We start from the raw sequence: 11,476 nt of genomic DNA, 5'->3' as shown, positions 1-11,476 counted from the left end.
GTTAAGTGAGTTACGCGTAGATTACGCTTCAACAACCGCCAGGATGTCGCTTTCAGAGATGATCAACACTTCTTCATTGTCGATCTTTTCAGTTTTTGCGCCGTAGCCTTCGTTGAAAATGACCACATCGCCCACTTTCACGTCCAGTGGCTTCACGTCACCGCTTTCCAGGATGCGGCCATTGCCCACCGCCAGAACTTCACCACGGGTCGATTTCGCGGCCGCAGAGCCGGTCAGAACGATGCCGCCAGCAGATTTGGATTCAACTTCTTTACGCTTAACAATTACACGATCGTGCAATGGACGAATTTTCATGTGATAGCTCTCCTTTGAGAAGTCCAATCTATTTTGGGATGAAAGCCGCGCACATTTGCTCTCGGCCTCGTGACGGAAGAGATAGGGCCAGCGGCGTCCGCTTTCAAGGGCAAAAAAATATTTTTTTTCTTTTCACGCGAATAATCGGCTATTTACGCGACAAGCAGCCAAAAAAAATGGGTGAAGCATGCTCCACCCATCATTGATATCGTTGATGTTAACGATCCTTATGATCGTCATGTTCGATGCGGTTAACATCTTTACGCTCAAACTCACCATCAAACGTCTGTCCGCTATCGGGACCGGCGCCCGGACCGCGCCAGACGCGCAAATGCGGCATCAGTTTAATCGTCAGGTGCTTCTGCACCGGCGGCAGCAACAGCAACAGACCGATAAAATCGGTAAAGAAGCCGGGCAGCAGCAGCAGGAAACCGGCGATAATCAGCGAAACGCTTTTGATCATCTCGGCAGCCGGACTCTCACCCGCCGCCATCTTCTGCTGCATCAGCATAAAGTTCTTCACGCCCTGATTTTTCACCAGCGAGACGCCGATGCAGGAGGTGAAGACCACCAGAAGCATGGTGAGCAGTACGCCCATCACGTGTGCCACCTGGATAAACAGCGAAATCTCAATCCAGGCCAGCAGAAAAAACACTAATAATGGTAACCAGCGCACAGTAATCTCCTGGTGGTAAGGCCATCCCGCATCATGCGCGACGGCAGAAAATGGCGATCATTGCGATCGTATCCAAATAGATGGTAGCGCGAAGCGCCTTTTTCAACCTGATATGTTGAATTTCCTGTACCGGCTTATTTTTGAGGCTAAGATCACATATTGTTAACACCGTCTCGTTAATAAATTGCCGGAAAGTGATCTGGATTGCGGCATTTCTGACGTAACAGCATATGATCGTGCTCGCCTGACCGATAATGGATAAAATATCGGCACAGACCATCCACGACAAAATAATCACATCGTTTGTGATGTTTTAACCGGTAGCTATAACAAGAAGGTTCTCATGACTCAAAACATTCGTATCGAAGAAGACCTGCTAGGCATGCGGGAAGTTCCGGCTGATGCCTATTATGGTGTTCATACTCTGCGTGCGATTGAAAATTTTTATATCAGTAACAGCAAAATCAGCGATATCCCTGAATTTGTGCGCGGCATGGTAATGGTGAAAAAAGCAGCGGCAATGGCGAATAAGGAACTTCAGACTATTCCGCGCAATATCGCCAACACCATTATTCAGGCCTGTGATGAAGTGCTGAATAACGGCAAATGTATGGATCAGTTCCCGGTGGATGTTTACCAGGGCGGCGCCGGAACCTCGGTAAATATGAACACCAATGAGGTGCTGGCCAACATTGGCCTTGAGCTGATGGGCCATCAGAAAGGCGACTATCAGTTCCTCAACCCGAACGACCATGTTAACAAATGCCAGTCAACCAATGATGCCTACCCTACCGGTTTTCGTATTGCGGTCTACAGCTCGATCCTGAAATTACTGGATGCCATCGGCCAGTTAGGCGAAGGCTTCCAGCGTAAAGCCGTGGAGTTTGAATCGGTGCTGAAAATGGGCCGCACCCAGTTGCAGGATGCGGTGCCAATGACGCTTGGTCAGGAGTTCCATGCTTTTAACGTGCTGCTGAATGAAGAGATCCGCAGCATCCTGCGCACTGCGGAACTGCTGCTGGAAGTGAACCTTGGCGCTACCGCCATCGGCACCCGTCTGAACACCCCGGAAGGCTATCAGCAGCTGGCGGTGCAGAAACTGGCGGAAGTGAGCAACCTGCCCTGCATTCCGGCGGAAGATCTGATTGAAGCCACCTCCGACTGCGGTGCTTACGTGATGGTGCACTCCTCGCTGAAGCGCCTGGCGGTAAAACTGTCGAAAATCTGTAACGACCTGCGCCTGCTCTCTTCCGGCCCGCGTTCCGGTCTGAATGAGATCAACCTGCCGGAATTGCAGGCCGGTTCGTCGATTATGCCCGCCAAGGTCAACCCGGTGGTGCCGGAAGTGGTAAACCAGGTGTGCTTTAAGGTAATTGGCAACGATATCACCGTCACCATGGCGTCAGAAGCCGGTCAGCTGCAGCTGAACGTGATGGAACCGGTGATTGGCCAGGCGCTGTTTGAGTCAATCCATATTCTGACCAACGCCTGTTACAACCTGCTGGAAAAATGCATCAACGGCATTACCGCGAATAAAGCGGTGTGTGAAGCCTATGTGTTTAACTCCATCGGCATCGTGACGTATCTGAATCCGTATATTGGCCACCATAACGGCGATATCGTCGGTAAGATCTGTGCGGAGACCGGTAAGAGCGTACGCGAAGTGGTGCTGGAACGCGGCCTGCTGACCGAAGCGGAACTCGACGATATTTTCTCGATCCAGAACCTGATGCACCCGGCCTATAAAGCCAAACGCTATACCGATGAAAACGAACAATAAAACATCGACTACTTAGCCATTTTTACAGGCACGTCAGTTCTCAGAACGACGTGCCTTTTTTATTGTGGTCGCTGCTATTTACATCCTGAAAAAGCCTGCGCAAACCGCCCATGATATAGTCTGCTGATATCCCTGAAGGAGTGCATTATGAACCCGTCCACTGCTGTGGTGGTGCTCTGCACCGCACCGGATGAAGATAGCGCCCAGGAGTTAGCCGAGCAGGCGCTGGCGGCTAAGCTTGCCGCCTGTATCACCCTGCTGCCTGGCGCCACTTCACTCTATTACTGGGAAGGGAAACTTGAACAGACTGCCGAAGTTCAGATGCTGCTGAAAAGTGATGTCACTCATCAGCAGGCGCTGATTGATTTACTGAAAGCCGCACATCCTTACCAGACGCCGGAACTGCTGGTTTTGCCCGTACAACATGGAGAGAGTGATTACCTGTCATGGCTCAGCGCATCGTTAAGTTAGCTTTTATTCTGATCATTGGCCTGTTCAGCCTTCAGGCCAGCGCCTCGCTGTTCGGACAACCAGGCAACAGCCAGTTTGTACCGGTCAATCAGGCATTTGTTTTTGATTTCAGTCAGAAAGCCAGTCAGCTAACCCTTAGCTGGCAGGTGAAACCTGGTTACTACCTGTATCGCCAGCAGATTAGCATTGAGCCACATGCCGCGCGGCTGGCGGCCTACACGCTGCCGACCGGCAAAGCCCATGAGGATGAGTTCTACGGCAAAACCGAGATCTACCCTGATGATATAACCCTGCCGCTGACCCTGTTACAGGCTGATGGCGACGCAACGTTGCGCGTGACTTATCAGGGCTGCGCCGCCGCCGGTTTCTGCTATCCACCGGAAAGCCGCGATATTCCGCTAAGCAAGGTCGCGGCAAATACCGCACCGCCTGCCGCTGATAACCGCCAGCCTGCACCGGCCAGCATTGCGCCGGTAAGCAAACTGCCCTTCTCGCCGCTGTGGGCGCTGCTGATTGGGATTGGCGTGGCGTTTACCCCTTGCGTGCTGCCGATGTATCCGCTGATCTCCGGTATTATTCTCGGCGGTAGCCAGCGCCTCTCCTTCGCGCGTCTGCTGGCTCTGGCGCTGGTGTATGTGCAGGGGATGGCGCTGACCTACACCCTGATGGGCGTGGTGGTGGCGGCTGCCGGGCTGCGCTTCCAGGCGGCGCTGCAACACCCTTATGTGCTGATCGGCCTGTCGACGCTGTTTGTGTTGCTGGCACTGTCGATGTTTGGCCTGTTCAGCCTGCAACTGCCTTCTGCGCTGCAAACCCGCCTGACGTTGTGGAGTAATCGCCAGCAAGGCGGCTCGCTGCCGGGCGTATTGCTGATGGGGGCGCTGGCGGGCTTAATCTGCTCGCCATGCACCACCGCGCCGCTGAGCGCTATCCTGCTGTATATCGCCCAGAGCGGCAATATGCTGGCGGGGGCGGGAACCCTCTATCTGTATGCCCTCGGGATGGGACTGCCGCTGATTGTGGTCACGCTGTTTGGCAATAAACTGCTGCCTAAAAGCGGCCCGTGGATGCAGACGGTGAAAGAGGGTTTTGGCTTTGTCATTCTGGCGCTGCCGGTATTTTTACTGGAGCGGGTGATCGGTGAACAGTGGGGGTTGCGCCTGTGGAGCCTGCTGGGCGTCGCGTTCTTTGGCTGGGCGTTTATTATCAGCCTGCGTTCAGCTAAAGGCTGGCTGCGTGGATTACAACTGCTGCTGCTGCTGGCGGCGCTAATCAGCGTGCGTCCATTACAGGACTGGGCTTTTGGCGCGCCGCAGAGTGTCAGTAACGCAGCTCATCTCAATTTTACCCGCATCACCACCAACGAAGATTTGCGTCATGCGCTGCAAAATAATCAGGCTAAAATCAGTATGCTCGATCTGTATGCTGACTGGTGCGTCGCCTGTAAAGAGTTTGAGAAGTACACCTTTAGCGATCCACAGGTGCAGCGCTCACTGGCTTCGTTACAACTGCTGCAAGCGGATGTAACGCGCAACAACAGCAGTGACAGCGCATTACTGGCGCATTTACAGGTACTGGGATTACCGACTATCCTTTTTTTTGACGCCAACGGAAATGAGATCCCTGATTCACGTATAACGGGTTATATGAATGCCGCAACTTTTGCTGCGCATTTGCAGAAAGTCGCGCGCTAAATGAGAAACACGCATTCAAGAGGAGCTTCACTTGCAACGTGAACAAGTACTCGAGCATGCGCTAAACGTGCTTGAGCAAAACGGACTGGCAGCCACCACATCGTTAACGATGCTGGCTGGCGACGTGAACCTGAGTGAAGAACAGCTTCAGCGCTTCTGGCCCGATCGCCATGCCCTGCTGTACGACGCCCTGCGTTTTCATGGTCAGCAGATTGATGGCTGGCGCCGCCAGCTGCTGCTGGATGAGACGCTAAACGCCGAAGACAAGCTGCTGGCACGTTATAAGGTACTGGAAGAGTCAGTAAATAATGGCCGCTTTCCGGGTTGCCTGTTTATCGCCGCCTGCAGTTTCTATCCGCAAACCGACCATCCGATTCACCAGCTGGCCGAACAGCAAAAACGCGCGTCCTGGGAGTACACCCATCAGCTGTTGAGTGAACTGGAGACGGATAATCCCGCGCTGGTGGCGGAGCAGATGGAGTTAATTCTGGAAGGTTGCCTGAGCCGGCTGCTGGTAAAACGTAAAGTGCAGGATGTCGCGACCGCACGCCAGCTGGCGGAAGATGTACTGCGTTTTGCCCTTTGCCGCAAAAATGGCGCCCTGACCTGATGAAGATTTACTCTGGCTGAATGAAAATCAGGCAGTTGGCGTATTTTTCACAGAAAGCCGTTGACGCCAGACGGCCTTTACGGTTTAATGCGCCCCGTTGCCCGAATAGCTCAGTCGGTAGAGCAGGGGATTGAAAATCCCCGTGTCCCTGGTTCGATTCCGGGTTCGGGCACCATCTTTAAAGAAACCAGCCTGTGGCTGGTTTTTTGCTTTCCGGGGTCTGACAATGTTACCCCCTCTGATCGCCTTCCCCTTTATCGCCGGCAAACTGCCTGACTAACAACCAAAAACAATTTCTGCTCCAGCACGCAAAACCACACCCCGACACTCCCCACAACCAGATGCAGCTGATATTCACAGGCTGTTATACTGCTGCTTCCTTATTTTCAGGGGAACGTATTGTGGGATTAATATTGCAGGGACAGCATGTTATCGTTGATCACTCTTGCCGGGATTGGCTACTGACCAGCCCCGAAGGAAATCCCACGATTGAGAAATCAGGCGACTTAAAAGTCTACTCTGTTTTCAGGCGACAACTTTTATCAGGTAAGCACAGACGTGACCGCCAACAGCGTAAACCTGGTGATAACTGCCCACTGATATATGCCCTGAAACGCAAAGAGGGATTGTTCACCGATATTGCAAGTATCAGAAGGCTTTACGATAGCTTTGGGTTTATTTTACACAATATCGCGACACAAGAGCCTGCCGGATATCAGCACATCATTTCTATGCCATCTGCGCACAATATCAGCCATATAACAGGCAGACGGTTTGCGCGTAAATTTCAGGCCAGACATATAACGGATTTTTTGCGAAAGGTTACGGTGGAAGAAGCCTTCATGCTTCTTGATAAGGCAGATATTGATATCGAAAATAATCGGAGAATAGAATTCCGTATAAAGTTACAAGCCAAAGAGGTTGGTTTAAATGGCAAATTTTCACTGAAAAGTATCCCGACGAAATTCCGTGGAATTCTTCCTCCTTTAAGGCTAAATATTGTTCCAACGCTAACATTTCTACCAACAAGAATTCTTATTGTTGATGATTTGATGGCTACTGGAACCACCTTAAGCACTGCCGCACATATCATATCGCAGCAATATCCTGGCGCCACAGTTGATGCCGCTTGTTTGTTTAGTTCCTCAGGCAGGTAATCTGCTCCACTTGAGCATAAATGAGGACAGGTGTATAAAGAACAGCACAGAGTGTGCTTGAGTCTCCCCGCTCTATAAATCCAGATGAGACCCGCGTAGGCACCCTGGCTGGGGTCGGTCTGTAAAAGACGAATATCCAGTTGGTTAGGCAGCGGCTAACCCTTCAGCATAATATGTTGTCGTAGAGAAATGATGTTGAAAGGAGAGCGTAAGCTCTCCTTTTTGCTTTTCAGCTTTTTGTTAAATGGCAACCTGTCAGATTAATAAACCTCCCGTTTATATTTTGCCGTAACAGGCGGCCAGCACACTGATCAGATGATTCTACAACGCCTCCCCGGGCCGCCCGCCCTGCTTTGCTCAAATGGCCAAAAATATCCCCACCGCTATGCCGCCAAATAAAATCCACTTGATAAGATAATAGATAGGTTTATTCCATGCTTTCAGTCGCTTACCAACCAGGCGCACTGCATAAATATATTTAAATAGCCGGTTCACGCCGCCAGTGCGGTCACTGTCTGCATTCGGCGCCGTCGCCGCACTCATCAGGTGGCGTCCCAGCCAGTGGTTCACCGCCTGCGCCCAGCGGTAGCGCATCGGTCTTTCGATATCACAAAACAGAATCAGCCGGTTCTGCCCGCTCATATTTTCGGCAAAGTGCAGATAGGTTTCGTCAAACAGTACCCCTTCGCCATCACGCCAGCTGTAGCGCTCACCATCCACTTCAATAAAGCAGCGATCATCGTTAGGGGTGATCAGACCGAGGTGGTAGCGCAGCGAACCGGCATAGGGATCGCGGTGACGCGGCAAACGGCTGCCATGCGGTAATTCGGCAAACATCGCGGCTTTTACTGACGGCAATCCGCGCAGTAACGTGGTGGTTTGCGGGCATAACGCCAGCGCCGAAGGATGGCTTTCCTCATACCATTTCAGATAGAAGCGCTTCCAGCCGGTTTTAAAGAAAGAGTTAAAACCTGCATCATTGTATTTATCTGAGGCTTTAATCTGCTGAATTTCCATCAGCTTTTGCCCTTCATCGCGAATGATTCGCCAGTTCTGTTGCAGCAAGGCCAGTTCAGGAAACTGCGCCGGTTGCAGGTAAGGCGTGACAGGTGCGCGCGAGAACAGATACATAAAGACGTTCATCGGCGCAGTAAAAGTTGAGTGATCGGCAAGCTGACGCCAGAAGTTATAACGTACGCGGCCCCGGTAGTGGACATACACAACGCAGCAAATAAAAAGGACTAAAATAATGTATTTCATAATTGCCTTAGCACCTATGAACAACATATTAAGCACGCCGTGCGCGTGCTCCCCTTGATATCCCGCTGATTGTAATACCCGCTGTTTTAACCGCGCAGCGCTATTGATCAAAATTCCAACCCAGCGCGCATTTAGCCGGGTTTTAAAGTTTCACGGTTAGCGCTTAACGCCGCGTTGCATCAGAAAAATCGCCGTCAGCATCAGCGTCAGCCCCACCACCAGCGTCAGGGTTGCCATCGCCATGCCCTGCCCGACCGACCCCTGTTCAAACTGGCGCCAGATAAATACCGCAACGGTCTGCGTTCCGGCCGGCGCCAGCAGCAATGAGGTCACCAGCTCGCGCGAAGCGATGGCAAACACCATTAACATTGCCGCCAGCAGTGCAGGAAACACCAGCGGCAGAACAATAAAACGCAGCGCCTGCATCGCCGTGGCGCCATGCACCCGCGCCGCTGGTTCCAGATTCCCTCCCAGCTGCTGCAGGGCGCTACTCACATAGCGAACCGGCCAGGGTAACAGCAGGCAGCAATAGGAGAGCAACAGAATAAACCAGCTGTTATAGGGCGAAACCGGCCAGAAGGATCGATTCCACAGCAAAATTAATCCTACTCCCACCACTACGCCAGGCAGCGCGGCGGGCATCAGTGACAGCGCATCCAGCAGCTGCCTGCCGCGGATTTTCTGCATCACCACCAGCCATGAAACCAGCAGGCCAATCGCCCCGGTGATCAGCGCGGAGGCCAGTGCCAGACTGAGGCTGGTAAGCAGCGCCTGCGACGCATCCCCCTGCTGGCTGACAATCGCGCGATAGTGATCAAAGGTCAGATTGGCGATGCTGACACCACCGGACAGGGTCGCGGATAAACCGGTTAATAACATTGAGGCAATCGGCAATACCACCGCCAGCAGGACGACCGCGCTCATTACCAGCAGCAATGGCACGCGCCAGACGCCGGGATCAATCGCGCTCTCCTGCACCGGTTTGCCGGTAATGCTGGTGACATCCTTCTCACCGACCAGCCTGCGCTGCGCCCACCAGGCCGTCAGGGCAATCGCCACCAGCAGCAGCGACAACATCGCAGCGCCCGGCAGATCGATTGGCCAGTCGGCCAGTTTCCTCTCAATGCTGACAGTCAGCATCACCACCCCGGCGCGTGAACCAAGCGCCGCAGGCACGCCGTACTCCTCAATCGCCAGGGTAAACGCCAGTAATCCCCCGGCCGCCAGCGCCGGAGTCAGCATCGGGAAGGTGATATGGCGAAACGCCTGCCAGCCGCTGGCGCCGTGCACCCGCGCCACCGTCGCCAGACGCTGACCACTGGCCAGCAGGCTGCGTGAGACGGCGAAATAGACCACCGGAAAGATATTTAGCGTCATCACCAGCACAATCCCGCTGCTGCTAAACAGCAGGTTATTAAGATCAAAACCGAGCAGCTGGCTGAGATAGCCACGGGTTTGTAACACCAGCGTCCAGGAGAGTGCGGCGATATAGGGCGGCGTCAGAAAGGGGATCAGAAACAGCAGATCCCATACGCGCGCGCAGGGCAGCCTGAACAGGCCGCGCGCGACGCCAAGCGGCAAGCCAATCATTACACTACAGAGCGCCACACCGGTGGCAATATGCAGCGTACCGCCCAGCAGCGCCGGAAACTGCGCATCGTCGAACAGCGCCCACAGCGCTGCCAGCGGATGATGCAGGGATCCTTCACTTAAACCGGGAAACACTGCCTGCAACACGATAAACAGCAGCGGCAATGCTACCAGCACCACCAGCAGCATCACGGTAAAAGCGGGCATCAGATATTGCTTCACGCCTGTCGTCCTGTAATCAGTTCGCAAACAACGTATTGAATCGTTTAAGGATTTCGCTACGTTCACTGGTGCCATCGCTGACGGTCGGCAACAGTTTCAGATCGTTAAGCAACGGACGTCTGGCAGAAACATCAGTACGCGCGGGCATCAGCCAGGCATCGGCCACTTTTGCCTGCCCTGCAGGCGAAAGCACATAGTCGATAAACGCTTTTGCTTCCTGCGGATGCTGGGTGGTTTTTAAAATCATCATCGGACGCGGCGCCACCACCGTGCCGCTGGCCGGGAAGATCACCTTCAGTGATTCGCCCTGCTCAATATTGCCGTAAGAGACGTAATCCACGGCGCCGAACACCGCCGCTTTAGCCCCCTGCATCACCGGCGTCACCGCCTGGGCATTCGGACCGCTGACCACCATGCCGTTGGCTTTCAGTTGCGAAAACAGCTGCCAGGCCTTGTCACCCATACCGTTCTGTAAGCCAATCAGCAGATCCAACGACGCGCCGGAAAGCGCCGGATCCGGCGTGGTCACCTGATCTTTAAACGCCGCTGAGGTCAGGTCCTGCCACTCTTGCGGTTCCGGCGTACCGCTTTTACTGTTCCAGACAATCCCCAGCGCCGATACCCCCTGCGCAATATAGTCGGCGGATTTGAGCATCGCCGGCACCTGCTGCGCATTGGCGCTCTGATAAGGCAGCAGCCAGCCGCGATTATGCAGATCTTCGGCGGTATCCCATGAGGCGGAAATCAGAATATCAGCCTGCGGATTGGCCTGCTCGGCCTCCAGACGCGCCATTACCTTACCGGTGGTCGCCTGGAAAATATTCACCTTTACGCCGGACTGCTGCTCAAAACCACTGGCAAGGCTTTTCGCCAGTGAGCCTGGACCGGCGGTATAGACGGTCAGCGCCTGCGCATCCATCGCCGCCACCGCGGAGGTTAATATCATGGTTAGCATTACCCCTGTTTTAAACGACATCACTGTTTTCATACGGATTCCCCTGGAGATATTGAAGTGGTTTGAACGGTATCGATGGTGGCGACGGATCCCAGCGACAGATGCACAATCCGGTCGGCCAGCAATTCTGCTTCGCGCCGATCGTGAGTGACATATATCGCGGTGGTACCCAGCTGGCGCAGCAGTTGCGCCATCTCGCGGCATAATGCTTCGCGCAGCGTGCTGTCGAGATTGGAGAGTGGCTCATCAAACAGCAGAATACGGGGTTCGGCGATAATCGCTCTGGCCAGCGCCACGCGTTGCTGTTGACCGCCAGACAGGTCAGCGGGTTTGCGATGGGCAAAATCAGCAAGGCCGACGCGGGATAAGGTTTCAGCGACCCGCTCGCGTCGTTCGACGGCGGACACTTTGCGCATAATGAGGGGGAACGCGACATTCTGCCCCACCGTCATATGCGGCCACAGGGCATAATCCTGGAACACCATACCGAGATCGCGCTGCTCAGGAGGCAGACTAAAGCGGCTACTGGCCACCAGCTGCTCGCCAAACAGGATGGCGCCGTGCTGCGGTTGCAGCAAACCGGCAATCAGTTTCAGCAGCGTACTTTTGCCACAGCCGGACGGGCCGAGTAAGGCGACGATACCGCCCGCCTCAATATCAAGGGTGATATGGTTGAGGATCATCTGCTCGCCAAAGGCGTAGCCGATATCCTGCATATGGATAGAGGTAAGCGCGCGCATCACACC

General features: G+C 53.9%; 11 protein-coding genes and 1 tRNA gene. 6 read left to right on the top strand and 6 right to left on the bottom strand.

From position 1 onward, the window contains the following. Positions 1–21: 21 nt before the first annotated feature. Positions 22–315, bottom strand: a complete 294-nt coding sequence (locus J2125_RS13550; RefSeq protein ID WP_017801134.1) for a co-chaperone GroES — start codon at positions 313–315, stop codon at positions 22–24. Between the two features lie 217 nt (positions 316–532). Then, on the bottom strand, positions 533–991 hold the full coding sequence (locus J2125_RS13545; RefSeq protein WP_017801135.1) for an FxsA family protein: 459 nt from the start codon (positions 989–991) through the stop codon (positions 533–535). Positions 992–1,334: 343 nt separating this feature from the next. Between J2125_RS13545 and aspA the strand changes: the two genes are divergently transcribed. From aspA to J2125_RS13515, 6 genes are all read left to right on the top strand, one after another. After that, the gene (gene aspA, locus J2125_RS13540) at positions 1,335–2,771 is read left to right on the top strand and encodes an aspartate ammonia-lyase (protein WP_017801137.1); all 1,437 of its coding nucleotides are present in this window, start codon (positions 1,335–1,337) and stop codon (positions 2,769–2,771) included. A gap of 147 nt (positions 2,772–2,918) precedes the next feature. Next, the gene (cutA, locus tag J2125_RS13535; protein ID WP_017801138.1) at positions 2,919–3,242 is read left to right on the top strand and encodes a divalent cation tolerance protein CutA; all 324 of its coding nucleotides are present in this window, start codon (positions 2,919–2,921) and stop codon (positions 3,240–3,242) included. Continuing rightward, positions 3,218–4,936 (top strand): protein-disulfide reductase DsbD, encoded by a 1,719-nt coding sequence (locus tag J2125_RS13530; RefSeq protein ID WP_017801139.1) that lies wholly within the window; start codon positions 3,218–3,220, stop codon positions 4,934–4,936. The genes cutA and J2125_RS13530 overlap by 25 nt, the downstream gene beginning before the upstream one ends. Before the next feature lie 31 nt (positions 4,937–4,967). Continuing rightward, positions 4,968–5,546 (top strand): division control transcriptional repressor DicD, encoded by a 579-nt coding sequence (gene dicD, locus J2125_RS13525; protein ID WP_017801140.1) that lies wholly within the window; start codon positions 4,968–4,970, stop codon positions 5,544–5,546. A 99-nt stretch (positions 5,547–5,645) separates the two neighbouring features. Continuing rightward, positions 5,646–5,721: transfer RNA gene (locus tag J2125_RS13520), tRNA-Phe, on the top strand. 226 nt (positions 5,722–5,947) lie between these two features. Continuing rightward, entirely contained in the window at positions 5,948–6,703 is a 756-nt protein-coding gene (locus tag J2125_RS13515) for a phosphoribosyltransferase (RefSeq protein ID WP_017798935.1), read from the top strand. 357 nt (positions 6,704–7,060) lie between these two features. Here the strand turns inward: J2125_RS13515 and lpxO are convergent, their stop codons facing one another. From lpxO to J2125_RS13495, 4 genes are all read right to left on the bottom strand, one after another. Next, positions 7,061–7,963, bottom strand: a complete 903-nt coding sequence (lpxO, locus tag J2125_RS13510; RefSeq protein WP_017798936.1) for a lipid A hydroxylase LpxO — start codon at positions 7,961–7,963, stop codon at positions 7,061–7,063. Between the two features lie 156 nt (positions 7,964–8,119). Then, positions 8,120–9,760, bottom strand: a complete 1,641-nt coding sequence (locus J2125_RS13505) for an ABC transporter permease (protein WP_017798937.1) — start codon at positions 9,758–9,760, stop codon at positions 8,120–8,122. A gap of 31 nt (positions 9,761–9,791) precedes the next feature. Beyond that, positions 9,792–10,763 (bottom strand): ABC transporter substrate-binding protein, encoded by a 972-nt coding sequence (locus tag J2125_RS13500; RefSeq protein WP_017798938.1) that lies wholly within the window; start codon positions 10,761–10,763, stop codon positions 9,792–9,794. Continuing rightward, entirely contained in the window at positions 10,760–11,470 is a 711-nt protein-coding gene (locus J2125_RS13495; protein WP_017798939.1) for an ABC transporter ATP-binding protein, read from the bottom strand. The genes J2125_RS13500 and J2125_RS13495 overlap by 4 nt, the downstream gene beginning before the upstream one ends. Positions 11,471–11,476: the final 6 nt, after the last annotated feature.

It is taken from the genome of Winslowiella toletana (assembly GCF_017875465.1).
Taxonomy (GTDB): domain Bacteria; phylum Pseudomonadota; class Gammaproteobacteria; order Enterobacterales; family Enterobacteriaceae; genus Erwinia; species Erwinia toletana.
This window is presented reverse-complemented; position numbering and strand designations above follow the sequence as displayed.

Bases quoted from the DNA above. Each gene is read 5' to 3' on its own strand.
- J2125_RS13505 (WP_017798937.1), bottom strand. From the start codon at position 9,760: ATGCCCGCTTTTACCGTGATGCTGCTGGTGGTGCTGGTAGCATTGCCG.
- lpxO (WP_017798936.1), bottom strand. From the start codon at position 7,963: ATGAAATACATTATTTTAGTCCTTTTTATTTGCTGCGTTGTGTATGTC.
- J2125_RS13500 (WP_017798938.1), bottom strand. From the start codon at position 10,763: ATGAAAACAGTGATGTCGTTTAAAACAGGGGTAATGCTAACCATGATA.
- cutA (WP_017801138.1), top strand. From the start codon at position 2,919: ATGAACCCGTCCACTGCTGTGGTGGTGCTCTGCACCGCACCGGATGAA.
- J2125_RS13530 (WP_017801139.1), top strand. From the start codon at position 3,218: ATGGCTCAGCGCATCGTTAAGTTAGCTTTTATTCTGATCATTGGCCTG.
- J2125_RS13495 (WP_017798939.1), bottom strand. From the start codon at position 11,470: ATGCGCGCGCTTACCTCTATCCATATGCAGGATATCGGCTACGCCTTT.
- aspA (WP_017801137.1), top strand. From the start codon at position 1,335: ATGACTCAAAACATTCGTATCGAAGAAGACCTGCTAGGCATGCGGGAA.
- J2125_RS13550 (WP_017801134.1), bottom strand. From the start codon at position 315: ATGAAAATTCGTCCATTGCACGATCGTGTAATTGTTAAGCGTAAAGAA.